We start from the raw sequence: 15,441 nt of genomic DNA on the forward strand, positions 1-15,441 counted from the left end.
GAACCAATAAATAAATGGCGGGTAAACCTGCCTATGAATTTGTTACCAATTGCGGCAGCGGGATCAGCATCACCAGCTTCAGACCGGCGTGCTCCGCCGGATGGAAGGTGAGTTGGCGATAGCGCAGCGCGCCTAGCTGAGGATGCTCGAACGCTCTTTCGCCGCCTTCGCGCGCCATGACGTCATGTTGCTTCCACCAGTGATTAAAGTCCGCGCTGTTGTGCGTCATGTTGCGCACGAAGGCGCGCATCTCTTCGGTATTTTGATGATGGCTGGTCTCGGCGCGAAACTCGGCCACCACGCGGCGCGCGCGCTCTTCCCAATCGCTGACCAGCGTTTTCGCCAACGGGTGGAAGAACATGAAGTGCAGCAGGTTGGGGCTGTTGGCCACATCCAGCCAGCCGCTGAACAGCGCCGCCGCCTGCGGGTTCCAGGCGACGACGTTCCAGCTCACGTCCAGCAGATAGCAGGGCACCGTCATCTGATGCACGCTTTGCAGCACCGCGTCATTGGCGGTTTCGCGGTGCGCTTCCTGCTCGGGGTCGGCGATACGCGCCAGGGTAAACAGGTAGTGGCGTTCGGCCGGGCCGAGCCGCAGCGCTTTGGCGATGCGCGCCAGCGTGAAAGGGGAAATGGACACCTCGCGGCCCTGTTCGATCCAGGTATACCAGGTGGCGCTGATGCCGCTGATTTGCGCCAGCTCTTCGCGGCGCAGGCCGCTGGTGCGGCGGCGCGAAGAGCTGGGCAGGCCGATCATTTCCGGCGTGATGCGTTCGCGGTGCGCGCGCAGAAACGCGCCGAGGGCTTTTGGCCCGGATAAGGCTTCTGATGACATAGCATGGTACCTATTTATACCAGGATAACTGCTCATATTGTACCCGTATAGTAGCCTGATTATAGTAGCCGAAAGCCTTCAGGCACAGGCGCAAGCCGGATAATAACAGGAGCAAACATGAGCAACAGCAACAGCCATAACAATGCGGTAGACCGGCAGTTCGGCGAGCAGGCCAACGCCTATTTAACCAGCGCGGTGCATGCGCAGGGCAAGGATTTGCAACGTCTGGCGCAGTTACTGGCGCCGCACGCCGAAGCGCGCTTGCTCGATCTGGGCTGTGGCGCCGGGCATGCCAGCTTCACCGCGGCGGCCAGCGTAGCGCAGGTGGTGGCCTACGATCTGTCGGCGCAAATGTTGGCGGTGGTGAAGCAGGCGGCGGCGGAAAAAGGCCTGAACAACATTCAGCAGCAGCAGGGCGTGGCGGAGTCTTTGCCGTTTGAGGACGCCAGTTTCGATCTGGTCATCAGCCGCTATTCGGCGCACCACTGGCGCGATGTCGGCCAGGCGCTGCGCGAGGTCAGGCGGGTACTCAAACCGGGCGGCAGCGCGATCTTTATGGACGTGGTCTCGCCGGGGCACCCGCTGCTGGATATCTACCTGCAAACCGTCGAAGTGCTGCGCGACACCTCGCACGTGCGCAACTATGCGCCGGGCGAGTGGCTGACGTTGCTGACCGAGGCCGGGCTGGTGGTACGCGAGGTGACGGCGGATCGATTGACGCTGGAGTTCGGCAGTTGGGTGGCGCGTATGCGCACGCCGGCGCATTTCGTCACCGCGATCCGCGCGCTGCAGCAAAGCGTGTCGCAGGAGGTGGTGGAGCATTTCGCCATCCAGCCGGACGGCTCCTTCACCAGCGATATCATGATGTTTGAAGTGACGAAGGGCTGAAAGCAACGGGGCAGCCGATGAAGGCTGCCCCGTGAAACGCGATCGACTGCGATACGCTTATTTTTTGTCTTCCAGCAGGCAGCGGTAGATCAGGCCGCCGATAATGCCGCCGACCAGCGGCACCAGCCAGAACACCCACAGCTGCTGCAGCGCCCAGGTGCCCTGGAAGATCGCTACGCCGGTGCTGCGCGCCGGGTTGACGGAGGTGTTGGTCACCGGGATGCTGATCAGGTGGATCAGCGTCAGCGTCAGGCCGATAGCCAGCGGGGCAAAGCCTGCCGGCGCGCGCTTGTCGGTCACGCCATGAATAACGATCAGGAAGAAGGCGGTCAGCACCAGCTCAATCACGATTGCGGCTTGCAGAGAGTAACCGCCCGGTGAGTGTTCGCCGTAACCGTTGGAGGCGAAACCGCCTGCCGTGGCGTCGAAACCGGCTTTGCCGCTGGCGATCAAATACAGCACCGACGCTGCGGCGATACCGCCGATCACCTGTGCGATAACGTAAGGGATCACGTCTTTCGCCGCGAAACGGCCGCCGGCGAATAAGCCGACGGTGACCGCCGGGTTAAAATGCCCGCCGGAAATATGGCCGACGGCATAGGCCATCGTCACTACGGTCAGACCGAAAGCGAGCGCGACGCCGAGGAAACCAATACCCAGCTGTGGGAATGCCGCTGCCAATACTGCGCTACCACAACCACCAAACACCAACCAAAATGTGCCAAAAAATTCAGCAAAAAGTCGCTTTGACATAGATTCCATCCTGCGGAATAGACTAACGGGCGTTAGCACTAAAAACTATAGAACAGCTTTTTAAGTTCATGCAGATATTCTATAGAATTTTCTTAATGCACCTTGAATAACGGCGGTATTAAATCCCTGACATTTTATTTTGTCTATGAGAAAAACACCGTTTTTCGCCGTGTTGACGCGCGTTTGCCGATTTTTTTATCTTTGCTATAAGAATTTACCCTAAGCAAAACGGCGGGCTATTTCCGGGCGGTTTTTTCCAGCGGCTTTCTCCATTCAATACGCTCAGGTTAATTGCTCATTTCTATTTGCCAGCCACCCTTATTGCCTGATGTGCATTTGACGAATTGCCTATTGTCATCTAAGTGTCATGCTAAATTAATATCGTCTTCTGCCTGACAACGCTTCATTTGACCTCGGGTAAAAATATGAAAATAAAATCGCTCTCCCTGCTGTTGGCTTCACTGTTTCCGGTATTGGCTCACGCTGCCGACATTGAGGTGGCGCGTTATGTGGTCGGCTTCCCCGGCGGGGAACGCGTCGCCTATCAGGGGGCGTTTGCCAAGCATTTCCCACAGGGATTGCCGGTAGGGATCGGCTCCGGATTGATGTTCAACAAGAAGCAGGGCGACGATTTGGTGCTGACGACGCTGACCGATCGCGGCCCGAATGCCGATGCCCCGGCGGTAGGCAAGCAAGAGGCCAAGATTTTCGCCAATCCGCAATTCACGCCTCTGTTGATGGACATTCGTATCGGCGGCGGCAAGGCCGTAGCCGAGAATGCGCGGCCCTTGCACGACGAAAAAGGGCCGATCGGCGGGCTGCCGTTGCCGGGCGAGCTGATTGGTTCTACAAACGAAGTGGCGTTGAACGACGCGTTGCAGCCGCTGTCCGGCGATCGCCGCGGGTTGGATACCGAAGGGGTGACCGGTGACGGCAACGGCGGCTATTGGCTGTGTGATGAGTACGGCCCGTTTCTGATCCATATCGACGGCAAAGGTAAAATCCTCGCCAAATATGGCCCAACGCCGCAGGCCGGCGAACAAGCGGTGGCGGGCGGTTTGCCGAACATCCTGAAATGGCGTCAGCCCAACCGCGGTTTTGAAGGATTGACCCGGATGCCGGACGGGCGAATTCTGGCGGCGGTGCAGAGCACGCTGGATGTCGATGGCAAAAGCAAAAACAAGGCGCAGTTTACCCGGCTGGTGAGCTTCGATCCGCGCAGTGGCAAAACCGCCATGTACGGCTATCCCATCGATATCGACAGCTATAAAAAAGCCAAAGACGCCAAAATTGGCGATGTCGTGGCGTTGGACAACCAGCGCATCCTGTTGATTGAACAGGGAACCGGTAAAGATAAGTCGATGATCAACAAGATCTATCTGGTGGATCTCGCGCAGGCCAGCGATCTGAGCGCGTTTGACGGCCAGGGTAAAGCGCTGGAGTTCGACGATGCGAAAGATCTGGCTAAACGCGGCGTGAAGCTGGCGCAGAAACGGGAAGTGGCGGATCTGCGTCAGTTGGGCTGGCGCCAGGAGAAAGCGGAAGGGTTGGCGCTGATCGACGATCGCACGTTGGCGGTGATCAATGACAACGATTTCGGCTTGCAGGCCACGCTGGTGGAGGCGTCGCCAAAGAGCAAGAAAATCGGCGACTATCAGCTGGAGAAAGGAGGGCGGTTGAGCCTCGACGGTGACAAAACCGACGCCCGCATCGAATTGCGCCCTCTGGAGCAGCCGGAATCGCTGAGTGAGCTCTGGGTGCTCACCTTGCCGCAATCCTTGAAGTGACCGACATCGGGGGCGATTGCGCCCCCGTCAGACCGCTGACAAAGGAGGAAAAAACATGGGTTTTTCCTCCTTTGTGGCCATCAGCCGAAAATCAATAAATTGATTTTCCTTGTTTTTTATCCACTGCTCTCTGCAAACCCGGTAATGGCATGAGGTTTGTCATCAATCTCACAGCGGGGGCGATTGCGCCCCCGTTTGATTCAGGCTTGCGCGTGCCGCTGTGGCGCTTTGCCGCGCGAGATGCTCTCCCACGCCGCCACCACCACCATGATCAGCGTCGTCAGGCCATTGACCATCAGCAGGTCGGTTAAATAGGCGATCGGGGCCAATACCCCCAGCGCCAGCAGCCCGACCAGATGCGACAGCGGGAAGCGGCGATACACCAGCCGTTTGTACAGCGCGTTGGCGAACAGGTAAATTGCCGGGCCGAGCAGCAGCACCGCCGCCGTGGCGTGTTGGATGCGGCCGTCGGGATGGGCGATCACCAGCTCGTTGGCCACGGCGCAGACGATGATCGCCCCCACCAGCGCGACGTGCACATAATGGAAATAAGCGCCCAGCTGGCCGGGATTTTCCGCCTGGCTGATGGCGTGGCTGCCGGCTTTGCTGCTGGTGTCGAAGTAAACCCACCACATCGCCAGGCTGCCGAGAAAGGCCACCAGCGAAGCGATGAGCACCGGCAGGCTCCAGCTTTCCATTTCGCTCAGGGTGGCGCCGGTGATCAGAATGGTTTCCCCCAGCGCCACGATCACGAACAGCTGGCAGCGCTCCGCCAGATGGTGGCCTTCGATGGTCCATTCGCTGCTGCTGTCCGAGCGCCCCAGCACCGGCAGGCGAAAACCGAACATCGGCGAGACGTATTCGCACAAGACGGCGATCGCCCACAGCGCCAGGCGAGCATGGCCTTCCGCCAGCCCGCCGGCGATCCAGAAGACGGCGGAGATGCACAGCCAGCCGAGAATGCGGCGAAAGTTATGTTTTAACGGATGATCGGGCGCCAGCAGGCGCAATACCGTGGCGGAGCGCCCGACCTGAATGGCGACGTAGAACAGGGCGAAGATCAGACCGCGTTCGCCAAACGCCTGCGGCAACGCGGCGGCGGCGAACAGCCCCAGCAGCATGATCGCGAACAGCAACAGGCGGATCTGGCGGGTATCCGGATTGAACCAGTTGGTGACCCAGGCGGTGTATTGCCAGGCCAGCCAGACGGCGAACCACAGCAGCAGGGTTTCCAGCGCGCCGGTCAGCGTCAGGTGATGCAACAGATAGTGGGAAAGTTGGGTCACGGCGAAAACGTAGATCAGATCGAACAGCAGCTCGGAAAATGAGACCGACGCGCCCTGACCGTCACGCACGCGCAGCAGGTTTTGCGACATAAGCGTTCTTCCTTAAAAGGGTAAGCCACAAAATTCAGCGTAGCTCAGCGCGCTCCGGCGGGTAAAAAATCTTAAATAGACGCGGTGCGAATTCTTTATCGCGCGCCGTCTTTAATTGTTCATCAAATAGGGGTAAGGTGAAGCCTATAAAGTCATTCTCGCCTGAAAATACACACCCGCTCTCACTTCCTCCTTATTCTCCTCACAATGATTGATGTTCTTTACGTTGCATGACGTCCGTTTTCATTGGCTAGCGGATAATTAACATCACTGACAACGAGCGAATAAACAAGAACACCTGGAGTCAATCATGAAACTTATCCCAAGCATCGCAGCCGTATTGATCGCCGCCGCTTCATTTTCCACTTTCGCCGCGCCGCTGTCGTCGGTAAAACAGGTCAACAGCGAGCAGGCCGCCAATCTGCAAAGCCTCGGCGTCGTGTCGGTTTCCGGCGTTAGCGGCTCACCGCATGACGCCATCACCGCCCTGAAAGAAAAAGCCGCGGCGGACGGCGCCAGTCATTATCGCATTATCGGTCTGGACACCCCCGGGGACTCCAGCAACTGGCGCGGCAATGCGGAAATTTATCGCTAAGCGTTAGCTTTTTACCCTCTGGCCGCGGCAACGTGGCCAAAAAAATAAACGGTCGCAATAATTATCTGAACGGTCGGCGCATAAACCGCTTATTCTCAGATCATTATTGCGACCGTTTTTCTTTGCGCGCCGCTGACAAGGTTGCATTTTATTACAACTGTGTCCGCCGCTTTCGGAATCATGTTAATGATTACTTAAGAAATTCGGCTCACATTGAGGGCTTAACCCAAGGAGGCCTCAATGTTAAATGCGACCCGACTGCAACTGATGAATCACTTCGCTTACCTGCAGCAATTTATGGCTTCACCGCGCACCGTCGGTACGCTGGCGCCTTCTTCCCCGTGGCTGTGTCAGGCGATGCTGAATCAGGTTGAATGGACCCGGGCGCTGTCGATCGCGGAACTGGGCGCGGCGGACGGCGTGCTGACCAAACGCATTCTGGGGCGGATGCGCGCCGATGCGGCGCTGGAGGCCTTCGAGATCCAACCCCATTTCGTGCATCGGCTGCGCGGGATTGACGATCGGCGGCTGCAGGTGATGGGCCATTCGGCGACCCGGATGGCCACGGATTACGACGTGGTGTTTTCCTGCCTGCCGCTGCTGTCGATCCCGGTCAGGATCAGCGTGCGCATTCTTCAGCAGGCCCGGCAACGGTTGCTGGCGCGCAACGGCACGCTGGTGCTGTTCCAATACAGCCACCTGTCGGAAAAATTGCTGTCGCGCTATTTTCACTGGAAGCGCCTGCGGGTGGTGCGCAACTTCCCGCCGGCGCTGGTGTATGTCTGTACGCCGCGTTAGCTACAGTTTTTTCTCCATCACCACCACCTCTTCGTCATGCTGCCGCCGGCGCTCCAGAGGTTGCCAACCCCAGCCGGCGTACAGCGCTTCCGATTTGTCGGTAATGAGATGCAGAACCGAGTGATGGCGCTGCCGCGCCGCCTCGACGATGGCCATTTCAAGACGGCGGGCGATGCCCTTGCGGCGGTGATCGGGATGCACGAAGACGCCGGCCAGCCACGGGGTGAGATCCTGGCGCTGATGGTCGTCGCTGGGCCACAGGCTGGCCATGCCCACCGGACGATCGCCGTCGATCATCATCAGCGTCAGGTGGTCGTCGCCCGGTCGGCTGCATTGGGCGAAACGCAGCTGGGTGCGCTCCAGCGAGCCGCCGCGCTGTGAACCCCACTGGCCGAATGCCCAGGCGGCGCACACATCGGCAAACTGCGGGCAATCCGACAGCGGAATGATGCGTTGAGTCATGGAGGTCTCCCGGTTTTTAGCTGTTTCCCCGTTCTATTTAACCGATTTCCCCGCCATTTTTTTAACTTTTTAAAGCCGTTATTTTAGCGGTTTCGCCGTGTTTGCCGCACGCCCGGCGCCGTTTCCCGGATTTCTTTTGGCAATGGCGGCGCGGGATTGCAAGTGCTAATGAGAGTGATTATCATGCGCACATTATTTCCCCCTTTCGGCTCAATCATGCGCAATTTCCTCATTTTACTGCTGCTTTCTCTGTGGTTCGGCGTGTTCTCCGCCCAGGCGAAGACGGTGACCGATATCACCGGCCGTCAGGTTGTGGTGCCGGACAATCCGCAGCGCATCGTGGTGGGGGAGAGCCGCATGTTGTATACGCTGGCGCTGCTGGAGCCGGGCAACCCGGCGCAGCGCATCGTCGGCTGGCCGGCGGATCTGGCGCGTTTCGATGCGCAAAGCTGGCAGCTTTATACGCAGCAGTTTCCGCAGATAGCCCAGATCCCCGTCATCAGCGGCAATAACTTTCGCCAGGTCAATGTCGAAAGCCTGCTGCAGCTGAAACCGGATCTGGTGATCCTGGCGCGCTATGCGCGTGAAGACGGCGACAACGATCGGTTGGTTTCTGCGTTGAACAAGGCCGGCGTGGCGGTGATCTACGTCGATCTGCGCATCGATCTGCTGAACAACACCGTGCCGAGCGTGCGGCTGCTGGGCGACGTGCTCAATCGCCGGCAGCGCGCCGAGCAGTTCATCCAGTTTTATCAGCAGCATATGGCTGTGATTCAGCAGCGCCTGGCGGGCTATCAGGGGCCGAAGCCCAAAGTGATGCTGCACCTGCATCTGGGGCGGCGCGACACCTGTTGCACCACCGCCGCGCACGGCAACCTCGGCGATCTGCTGACCTTCGCCGGCGGCGACAACATCGCCAACGCCAGCGTCAAAGGGGTGTATGGCGAGCTGAACCCGGAAACCATTCTGAGCGCCAATCCCGACGTGTACCTCGCCACCGGCATGGCCGGGCCGCAGGGCAAACGGCTGTCCGATCTGCGCCTCGGGCCACAGGTCAGCCGCCAAGAGGCCGCTGACAGCTTCCGCCGGCTGATCGCCAAACAGCCGATGCTGACCAACCTGCAGGCGGTGAAAAACCACCGCGCCTGGAGCGTCTGGCACAACTTTTACCTCAGCCCGTACCACGTGGTGCTGGTCGAGGTGTTCGCCAAAGCGTTTTACCCGGATCTGTTCGCCGACATCAACCCGCAGCAGACCTTCCAACAGCTTTATCAGCAGTTTTTGCCGTTACCTTTTTCAGGGACCTATTGGAGTCAGTTAGATAATGAATAACAACAAACGCGGCTGGTGGTGCGCATTGCCGTTGGCGGCCTGCGCGACATCGCCGACGTGGGCGGCGGAAAAAACCGCGTCGCAGGAAGAAAGCCTGGTGGTGATCGGCCGCAAAGACGCCGACGGCGTGCAGAGCTATCAGCCGTTGACCAGCGTCACCGGCACCCGCAGCGAAACCAACCTGCTGAACGTGCCGCAGGCGATCGACGTGGTGCCGCAGCAGGTGATTGCCGATCAGGCGGTCAGCAGCCTGGATGAAGCGCTGTACAACGTCAGCGGCATTACCCAGGCCAACACGCTGGGTGGCACCCAGGACGCGGTAATGAAACGCGGTTTCGGCGACAACCGCGACGGCTCCATTCTGCGCGACGGCGTGCGCTCGGTGCAGGCGTGCAACTTCACGCCGACCACCGAGCGGGTAGAGGTGCTCAAGGGGCCGGCTTCGATGCTGTACGGCATGGGGGAACCGGGCGGCATGATCAACATGATCACCAAAAAACCCCAGCTGCAGCAGCGCACTCATGTGGAAGGCTGGGGCAGCAGCTTCAACGGCGGCGGCGGCCAGCTCGACGTCACCGGGCCGCTCGGCACGTCGGGGTTCGCCTATCGCATGATCGTCGATCACGATGAAACTGACTACTGGCGCAACTTCGGCCGCAACCGCCAGACGGTGATCGCGCCCTCGTTGATGTGGTACGGCGAGAACACCACCGTGCGGCTGGCCTATGAACATATGGAATATCGGGTGCCGTTCGATCGCGGCACCATTATCGATTCGCGCACCGGCAAACCGGTGAATACGCCGCGCGATCGCCGTTTCGACGAAGCCTATAACGCCACCCGCGGCGATCAGGACAGCATTACCCTGCAGATCGATCAAACGCTCAATGAGCGCTGGAAAAGCTCACTGACCTACGCCTACAGCCGCAACAGCTACAGCGACAACCAGGCGCGCGCCACGGCGCTGAATCCGGTGACCGGCGTGTTGACTCGCCAGGCCGACTCGACCGCCCATGCCGTCAGCCACGCCAACGCGGTACAGTTGACGCTCAATGGCGACGTGGACTGGGGGCGCATCAACCACCAGATGCTGTTCGGCTTCGATTTTGAAGATAACCGCACCTACCGCGGCGACATGATCCGCGGCAAAAAGAACAGCGATTTCAATATCTATCATCCGGTATACGGCCTGATGCCGCCGTCGACCGCGGTCAGCGCCAAAGACAGCGATCAGCGGGAAAATCTCACCAGCTACGGCTGGTTTATGCAGGATTCCATCCAACTGACCGATAAATGGCTGGTGATGGGCGGGCTGCGCTACGACGCTTTCGACGTCTATGCCGGCAAGGGGCGGCCGTTCCAGACCAATACCGACAGCTCGGACGGCAAGCTGGTGCCGCGCGCCGGGGTGGTGTACAAGCTGACGCCTTACGTGTCGCTGTACAGCAGCTATACCGAGTCGTTCAAGCCTAACTCCTCCATCGCCACCCAAATTGGTTCGCTGCCGCCGGAACAGGGCAAGTCGTGGGAAGTCGGCGGCAAGCTGGCGCTGCCGAACGGCGTCACCGGCACGCTGGCGCTGTTCGACATCACCAAGCGCAACGTCATGGTCAATGAGCTGGTGGAGGGCGAAACCGTGACGCGCACCGCCGGGCGCGTGCGTTCGCAGGGCGTGGAGCTGGACGTGGCCGGTAACCTCACCGACTCGCTGAGCCTGATCGGTTCCTATGCGTATACCGACGCGCGCGTGGTGGACGATCCGGACAACAAGGGCAAAGAGATGACCAACGTGGCGCGCCATACCGCCTCGCTGTTCCTGACCCAGAACCTGGGCAGCCCCGGCCTGTACAGCGGCGATGAGATGCGTATCGGCGCCGGTGCGCGCTACGTGGGCCGCCGCCCGGGCGATGCCGCCAACAGCTTCAATCTGGATAATTACACCGTTGCCGATGCGTTCGCCGCTTACACCATGCCGATCAACGGCTATCGGGTGAAATGGCAGCTGAACGTGAAGAACCTGTTCGATAAAACCTATTACCCGTCCAGCGGCGGCAATTTGCGCGTGGCGGTGGGGGAACCGCGTGAGGTGGTGCTGCGCGGCAGTATCGATTTCTGAGCCGCGGGCGGTGAAATTTGCTTAAATAACCGCCCCAACGTTAAGGAGAACCCATGAGCCTGCAAATTCGTTTGGCGCAGCAGCGGGATATCGCGCATCTGATGGCGGTTGAACGCTCGGCGGCGCAGCTGTTTCGCCAGCAGCCGGCGTGGCGCTTTATCGCCGAAGGCGAGGTGATGAGCCCGCAACAGCACGCCGCGTTTATCGCCGAACGCCGTGAATGGCTGGCCGAAAGCGACAACGGCGAGTGCGCCGGTTTTATCGCCGTGCAGGCTCAGGGGGAAGACTGGCATATCGCCGAATTGTCGGTCGCCGGCGCCTGGCAACGGCAGGGCGTCGGCCGCCGCCTGATCGGGGCGGTGGCGGAAGAAGCCAAACGCCAGGGCGCCGCTCGCCTGACGCTCACCACCTTCATTGGCGTGCCGTGGAATGCGCCTTATTACCGGCGGCTGGGGTTCCGGCCGCTCGACGACGCGCGGCTCACGGCCGCCTTGCGGCGGCATCTGGATGAGGATCTGGCGCACGGCTTTGCCGCTGGCAGTCGCTGTGCCATGGAATTTACACTATCGTAAATATTGAAATACAGAGCGGGCAGGGTATGATGCTGCCACCACGCCATCGCACCCGCTCGGTATTTTGGTATGCAATGCACTCAAGTCACCGCATAAGGGACAACCCGTAATGACACAAACCCTGTTCATGATAGGCGCTCGCGGAGCCGGCAAGACGACGGTAGGCAGCGCATTGGCGCTGGCGTTGGGCTATCAGTTCGTCGATACCGATCTGTTTATGCAGCAGGCGGCGCAGATGAGCGTGGCGGAAATGGTCGAGCGCGAGGGCTGGCTGGGGTTCCGCCGCCGCGAGACCATCGCGTTGCAAACCGTGACCAAGCCGTCAACTATAGTTGCCACCGGCGGCGGTGCGATCCTGGCGGAAGAGAATCGTCAGTTTATGCGCCAGCATGGCACCGTTATCTACCTGCGCGCGCCGGCCAGCGTGTTGGCGCAGCGGTTGGAAGAGTACCCGGAAGATGCGCAGCGCCCGACGCTCACCGGCAGGCCGATCGCCGAAGAGATGCTCGAGGTGCTGGCGGCGCGCGAAGCGCTGTATCAGGACGCCGCGCATTACGTGATAGACGGCGCCGCCGATCCACAGCGGGTGGTGGAACAAATCCTCGCGGTGCTGCCGCGTGAGACGGTGAAGTAACCCTTTCTTCTCGTCGGGCGCTGGGCGCCCGTTTTCCTATTCCGTTTGCCGAGCCGGCGCAAAGTACGCCCCGGGCGTGATGCCGAAGCGGCGGCGAAAGGCGGCGATATAGGCGCTGACGTTGTCATAGCCACAGGCGTCGGCCACCTCGCCGACCGCTGCGCCGCGTGATAATCCCTCCAGTGAACGCAATACCCGCGCCTGCTGGCGCCACAGCGCAAAGCTGATGCCGGTTTCCTGCTGAAAGCGGCGGCTCAGGGTGCGCGGGCTGAGCCCGGCCCAGGCGGCCCAGTCGCGCTGGCTGCGCAGGCTGGCGGGATCGTTCAGCAGCGCCCGGGCGATGTTCAGCAACCGGGCGTCCTGCGGCAGCGGCAATTGCAACGGCGCGCGGCTTGCCGCATGCATTTCGTCCAGCAGCACCTGCAGTAGCCGCCGTTGCGGCGCACTCAGCGGGCCGGCGGGGAACTGCGCGATGCGCTCCACCAGGGCCTGCAACAGCGCAGAGGCCGTGAACAGCTGCGGCTGCGGCGGCATCTCCGGCACGCTTTCCACCGGCAGATACAAACTCCAGCCCGCCACGTCGCCGCAGGCCAGCGCCTGATGGGCGCATCCCGGCGGCAGCCAGCCCAGCGTACCGCCGGTGATCGCCCATTGCCGGCCCGGGAGTTCCATTGCCAGCATGCCGCGCGTCAAGAGATAGATCTGGCCGCCTTCGTGTCGGTGCCAGGGCGTCAGGTGTTTTTTTTCATGCTGAAGGCGTTGGCTGCGGATCTGCGTCATGTTGGCCGTTTAACGTTATTGAAAGTCTTAGTGCGGTTATTATGCCATCGCCTGGCCGGGATAGGATCGCCATTCCCCCCATTTCGGAGAAACGTGATGACTCAACTTACCCCGCTGAACCTGGTGCTCGATACGCTGCAGCAGGTGATCGCCAGCCCGGAGCATCGGCCGACGCAGCTCGCCGCCCGTTTCAGCGCAGGCTACCGCCAGCAGGTGGATGGCAAGGTGCTGAACTTCGAGCAGTTTGAGCAGCATATGGCGCTGCTGAAGCGGCAAACCCGCCGCATGACGCTGAGCGTGATCGCGGCGGCGGAGCAGGGCGAGGCGGTGCTGACCCACCATCTGGTCGAGGTGGAAAAGCGCGACGGTTCCCGCAGCCGCGTGCGGGTGCTGGCGCACTTCACCGTGCGTGAAGGGCGCATTTGCGCCTGCGACGAACTGACCGAGCTGTTGACGGGCGCCCCCGGCGATCGCGATCTCGGCTCGCGCGTGCCGGAATGAGGGCGGCTGCTATACTTGCTACTGTGTGAAACACACGGGAGAACGGCATGCGCGAAAATGACCAACCTGCTTATCCACGAAGCGCCCGCGTCGTAGAGGTGTTTCGAGGCGACCCGAACCTGCATCTGCGCCGTTTTGAGGTGCGCACCGACGACATTGAGCCGAATACGTTGCTCAGTGAACATGAAACCGAGCAGGAAGCGCTCGACGCCAAGCACCGCTATGAGGACGAGGCGTTAGAGCTCTGACCTGCAGCCCAGCGGAAACCGGCGTCAGGCCGGTTTCCTGTTATTCCCGCCTTAGCACATATTTCCCAGAACAATATTGATAATGATAATCATTTATGTGATTTTTATCGCCCCTATTGGGTGTTTCACTTCTGGGAAAAGAGATGTCCAATTCCGAGTTGCAGGCGCTATTTCTGCGCCACATGCGGCCGCTGCAAGCCTATTTGAATGCCAAACTGCGCGACCCTCAGCTGGCCGCGGATTTGGCGCAGGAAAGTTTTACCCGTCTTACCGAGCAGTATCCGCAGGGTAACATTCTCGATATCGAGGCTTACCTGTATAAAACCGCCAAGAATCTGATGCTCGACCATCTGCGCCAGCAGCAGCGGCGGCAGACCGAAGCGGTCGAAGACGACATTCTGGCACAGTATCCCTCCGGTGAACCGGCGCTTGAACAACTGGCGATCGATAGCCAACTGTTGCAGCTGTTGCAGCAGGCGCTGGCGGGCATGCCGCCGCGCACGCAGCAGATTTTCCGCCTTAACCGGCTCGACGGGCTGACCCAGGCGCAGGTGGCGGCGCAGCTGGGGGTGTCGCTCAGCACGGTGGAAAAACACCTGGCCAGCGCGCTGGAGCAACTGATGGCGCGGATGGAAGAACAATAATGGCAATTTTTTTACGGGTTTATCCGCCCTCAGACGTCTTAACCTATAACCAGAAAAAACAGAGGTCTATGCCATTATGAAACCGCTAACCGCACAGGCGCGACAGCAGGCGGCCGCCTGGGCCGTGCGCCTGGCCGAAGAGACGCTGCCAGCCGATCGGCGGCAAGCGCTGGACGCCTGGCTGGCCGATGATCCGCAGCATCCGGCGGCGCTGCGTCAGGCTCGCCTGCTTTGGGCGACGCTGGGGCAGCTGCCGCCAGAGCAGCGGCAGGCGCTACAGCCGCAGGTGGCGGCGCTGAAAACGCCCTCTCGCCATCGATGGCCCCGCTGGGCGGTGGCGGCTGCGGTGGCGATCGCCGTTTCCTTCGGCGTTTATCGCGGGCCGGATCTGTGGAGCGGCCTGCAGGCGGATTATCAAACCGTTCGCGGCGAGGTGCGCGAAGTCGCGCTACCGGACGGCAGCCGGGTGGCGCTGGACAGCGGCAGCGCGATCGCGCTGGCGTATTCTGCAGACGAGCGCAAGGTGCGGCTGCTGCGCGGTACCGCCTATTTTATCGTCGCGCCGCTGGGCGGGTCGGAACGTCGCCCGTTCAGGGTGGAGGCGGAAAACGGCGTTACGCAGGCGCTGGGCACCGAGTTCAGCGTGGCGCGCACCGGGCAGGGCGTAGACGTCAGCGTGCATCAGCACAGCGTGCGGGTGACGCTCGAGCGCGGCGAGCGCTCGCTGGTGGTCGCGCAACGTCAGGCGGCGCATTACCGCAGCGGCCTGCTGTGGCTGACGAGGCAAACGGCCGGCGATGACGCCTGGCGGCGCGGCTGGCTGGTGATCGACCGCCAACCGCTGACGCAGGCGCTCGCGCAGCTCAATCGCTATCGCGAAACCCGCATCGTGGCGGTCAATCCCGCGCTAAGAGCGCGCACGGTGAGCGGCGTGTTCGCGCTCAATAAACTCGACGACGGCGTCGGCGCCATTCGTCAGGAACTCTCCGCCCGCCAACTGAATCTCCCCGGCATCACATTGCTTTACTGAGCGGCTAAAGGCGGGCCGGGATGCCCGTTTCGCCGCTATTTTCACTTTCTGTAAAAAATCTTTACGGGTTTTTGCCTCCCGGAACGTCCT

17 protein-coding genes are annotated in these 15,441 nt (G+C 60.7%); 12 read left to right on the plus strand and 5 right to left on the minus strand.

Going from position 1 to position 15,441, the window contains the following annotated elements; genetic code table 11:
* Positions 1–31 precede the first annotated feature (31 nt).
* Entirely contained in the window at positions 32–835 is an 804-nt protein-coding gene (locus ACP3TA_RS10400; RefSeq protein WP_069099943.1) for a helix-turn-helix transcriptional regulator, read from the minus strand.
* A 117-nt stretch (positions 836–952) separates the two neighbouring features.
* Between ACP3TA_RS10400 and ACP3TA_RS10405 the strand changes: the two genes are divergently transcribed.
* Positions 953–1,723 carry a class I SAM-dependent methyltransferase gene (locus ACP3TA_RS10405; RefSeq protein ID WP_089196630.1) on the plus strand — a complete coding sequence of 257 codons (771 nt, stop codon included), beginning with the start codon at positions 953–955 and terminating at the stop codon, positions 1,721–1,723.
* A 57-nt stretch (positions 1,724–1,780) separates the two neighbouring features.
* On the opposite strand, the gene aqpZ is transcribed toward ACP3TA_RS10405, so the two are convergent.
* Positions 1,781–2,476 (minus strand): aquaporin Z, encoded by a 696-nt coding sequence (gene aqpZ, locus ACP3TA_RS10410; RefSeq protein WP_033642023.1) that lies wholly within the window; start codon positions 2,474–2,476, stop codon positions 1,781–1,783.
* 425 nt (positions 2,477–2,901) lie between these two features.
* Between aqpZ and ACP3TA_RS10415 the strand changes: the two genes are divergently transcribed.
* Positions 2,902–4,263 carry an esterase-like activity of phytase family protein gene (locus ACP3TA_RS10415; protein ID WP_089191240.1) on the plus strand — a complete coding sequence of 454 codons (1,362 nt, stop codon included), beginning with the start codon at positions 2,902–2,904 and terminating at the stop codon, positions 4,261–4,263.
* Between the two features lie 200 nt (positions 4,264–4,463).
* Here the strand turns inward: ACP3TA_RS10415 and ACP3TA_RS10420 are convergent, their stop codons facing one another.
* Positions 4,464–5,639 (minus strand): low temperature requirement protein A, encoded by a 1,176-nt coding sequence (locus tag ACP3TA_RS10420; RefSeq protein WP_089196632.1) that lies wholly within the window; start codon positions 5,637–5,639, stop codon positions 4,464–4,466.
* Between the two features lie 310 nt (positions 5,640–5,949).
* Here ACP3TA_RS10420 and ACP3TA_RS10425 point away from each other — a divergent pair, with 310 nt between their 5' ends.
* Together ACP3TA_RS10425 and ACP3TA_RS10430 are read left to right on the plus strand one after the other, a co-directional pair.
* Positions 5,950–6,234, plus strand: a complete 285-nt coding sequence (locus ACP3TA_RS10425; RefSeq protein ID WP_033634035.1) for a YdgH/BhsA/McbA-like domain containing protein — start codon at positions 5,950–5,952, stop codon at positions 6,232–6,234.
* A 240-nt stretch (positions 6,235–6,474) separates the two neighbouring features.
* Entirely contained in the window at positions 6,475–7,032 is a 558-nt protein-coding gene (locus tag ACP3TA_RS10430; protein WP_033642027.1) for a class I SAM-dependent methyltransferase, read from the plus strand.
* On the opposite strand, the gene ACP3TA_RS10435 is transcribed toward ACP3TA_RS10430, so the two are convergent.
* Positions 7,033–7,494 (minus strand): GNAT family N-acetyltransferase, encoded by a 462-nt coding sequence (locus tag ACP3TA_RS10435; RefSeq protein WP_033642028.1) that lies wholly within the window; start codon positions 7,492–7,494, stop codon positions 7,033–7,035. It abuts the gene before it with no gap.
* 216 nt (positions 7,495–7,710) lie between these two features.
* On the opposite strand from ACP3TA_RS10435, the gene ACP3TA_RS10440 reads away from it, so the two are divergent.
* From ACP3TA_RS10440 to aroL, 4 genes are all read left to right on the plus strand, one after another.
* Entirely contained in the window at positions 7,711–8,826 is a 1,116-nt protein-coding gene (locus ACP3TA_RS10440) for an ABC transporter substrate-binding protein (RefSeq protein ID WP_046688335.1), read from the plus strand.
* Positions 8,819–10,942, plus strand: coding sequence for a TonB-dependent siderophore receptor (locus ACP3TA_RS10445; RefSeq protein ID WP_426784596.1), 2,124 nt, complete (start codon positions 8,819–8,821; stop codon positions 10,940–10,942). The genes ACP3TA_RS10440 and ACP3TA_RS10445 overlap by 8 nt, the downstream gene beginning before the upstream one ends.
* 53 nt (positions 10,943–10,995) lie before the next feature.
* Entirely contained in the window at positions 10,996–11,514 is a 519-nt protein-coding gene (locus ACP3TA_RS10450) for a GNAT family N-acetyltransferase (RefSeq protein ID WP_206196030.1), read from the plus strand.
* Between the two features lie 109 nt (positions 11,515–11,623).
* Positions 11,624–12,148: a shikimate kinase AroL gene (gene aroL / locus ACP3TA_RS10455; RefSeq protein WP_033637260.1), complete on the plus strand. Its 525-nt coding sequence runs from the start codon at positions 11,624–11,626 to the stop codon at positions 12,146–12,148.
* A gap of 36 nt (positions 12,149–12,184) precedes the next feature.
* On the opposite strand, the gene ACP3TA_RS10460 is transcribed toward aroL, so the two are convergent.
* Positions 12,185–12,928: a helix-turn-helix domain-containing protein gene (locus tag ACP3TA_RS10460; RefSeq protein WP_197775606.1), complete on the minus strand. Its 744-nt coding sequence runs from the start codon at positions 12,926–12,928 to the stop codon at positions 12,185–12,187.
* A 96-nt stretch (positions 12,929–13,024) separates the two neighbouring features.
* Here ACP3TA_RS10460 and ACP3TA_RS10465 point away from each other — a divergent pair, with 96 nt between their 5' ends.
* The 4 genes from ACP3TA_RS10465 (at position 13,025) to ACP3TA_RS10480 (ending at position 15,351) form a co-directional block, all read left to right on the plus strand.
* Positions 13,025–13,429: a nuclear transport factor 2 family protein gene (locus tag ACP3TA_RS10465; protein WP_197775607.1), complete on the plus strand. Its 405-nt coding sequence runs from the start codon at positions 13,025–13,027 to the stop codon at positions 13,427–13,429.
* A gap of 47 nt (positions 13,430–13,476) precedes the next feature.
* Positions 13,477–13,677 (plus strand): YaiA family protein, encoded by a 201-nt coding sequence (locus ACP3TA_RS10470; RefSeq protein ID WP_004940491.1) that lies wholly within the window; start codon positions 13,477–13,479, stop codon positions 13,675–13,677.
* 143 nt (positions 13,678–13,820) lie between these two features.
* Positions 13,821–14,321, plus strand: a complete 501-nt coding sequence (locus tag ACP3TA_RS10475; RefSeq protein ID WP_047572476.1) for an RNA polymerase sigma factor — start codon at positions 13,821–13,823, stop codon at positions 14,319–14,321.
* A 76-nt stretch (positions 14,322–14,397) separates the two neighbouring features.
* The gene (locus tag ACP3TA_RS10480) at positions 14,398–15,351 is read left to right on the plus strand and encodes a FecR family protein (protein WP_101453489.1); all 954 of its coding nucleotides are present in this window, start codon (positions 14,398–14,400) and stop codon (positions 15,349–15,351) included.
* The last annotated feature ends 90 nt before the right edge of the window (positions 15,352–15,441 follow it).

Origin of the sequence: Serratia sp. 2C06 (genome assembly GCF_050037615.1) — a bacterium.
Taxonomy (GTDB): Bacteria; Pseudomonadota; Gammaproteobacteria; order Enterobacterales; family Enterobacteriaceae; genus Serratia; species Serratia ureilytica.

Excerpts from the sequence above, each read along its gene's own strand:
- ACP3TA_RS10400 (WP_069099943.1), bottom strand. The coding sequence starts at position 835 with ATGTCATCAGAAGCCTTATCCGGGCCAAAAGCCCTCGGCGCGTTTCTG.
- ACP3TA_RS10405 (WP_089196630.1), top strand. The coding sequence starts at position 953 with ATGAGCAACAGCAACAGCCATAACAATGCGGTAGACCGGCAGTTCGGC.
- aqpZ (WP_033642023.1), bottom strand. The coding sequence starts at position 2,476 with ATGTCAAAGCGACTTTTTGCTGAATTTTTTGGCACATTTTGGTTGGTG.
- ACP3TA_RS10415 (WP_089191240.1), top strand. The coding sequence starts at position 2,902 with ATGAAAATAAAATCGCTCTCCCTGCTGTTGGCTTCACTGTTTCCGGTA.
- ACP3TA_RS10420 (WP_089196632.1), bottom strand. The coding sequence starts at position 5,639 with ATGTCGCAAAACCTGCTGCGCGTGCGTGACGGTCAGGGCGCGTCGGTC.
- ACP3TA_RS10425 (WP_033634035.1), top strand. The coding sequence starts at position 5,950 with ATGAAACTTATCCCAAGCATCGCAGCCGTATTGATCGCCGCCGCTTCA.
- ACP3TA_RS10430 (WP_033642027.1), top strand. The coding sequence starts at position 6,475 with ATGTTAAATGCGACCCGACTGCAACTGATGAATCACTTCGCTTACCTG.
- ACP3TA_RS10435 (WP_033642028.1), bottom strand. The coding sequence starts at position 7,494 with ATGACTCAACGCATCATTCCGCTGTCGGATTGCCCGCAGTTTGCCGAT.
- ACP3TA_RS10440 (WP_046688335.1), top strand. The coding sequence starts at position 7,711 with ATGCGCAATTTCCTCATTTTACTGCTGCTTTCTCTGTGGTTCGGCGTG.
- ACP3TA_RS10445 (WP_426784596.1), top strand. The coding sequence starts at position 8,819 with ATGAATAACAACAAACGCGGCTGGTGGTGCGCATTGCCGTTGGCGGCC.
- ACP3TA_RS10450 (WP_206196030.1), top strand. The coding sequence starts at position 10,996 with ATGAGCCTGCAAATTCGTTTGGCGCAGCAGCGGGATATCGCGCATCTG.
- aroL (WP_033637260.1), top strand. The coding sequence starts at position 11,624 with ATGACACAAACCCTGTTCATGATAGGCGCTCGCGGAGCCGGCAAGACG.
- ACP3TA_RS10460 (WP_197775606.1), bottom strand. The coding sequence starts at position 12,928 with ATGACGCAGATCCGCAGCCAACGCCTTCAGCATGAAAAAAAACACCTG.
- ACP3TA_RS10465 (WP_197775607.1), top strand. The coding sequence starts at position 13,025 with ATGACTCAACTTACCCCGCTGAACCTGGTGCTCGATACGCTGCAGCAG.
- ACP3TA_RS10470 (WP_004940491.1), top strand. The coding sequence starts at position 13,477 with ATGCGCGAAAATGACCAACCTGCTTATCCACGAAGCGCCCGCGTCGTA.
- ACP3TA_RS10475 (WP_047572476.1), top strand. The coding sequence starts at position 13,821 with ATGTCCAATTCCGAGTTGCAGGCGCTATTTCTGCGCCACATGCGGCCG.
- ACP3TA_RS10480 (WP_101453489.1), top strand. The coding sequence starts at position 14,398 with ATGAAACCGCTAACCGCACAGGCGCGACAGCAGGCGGCCGCCTGGGCC.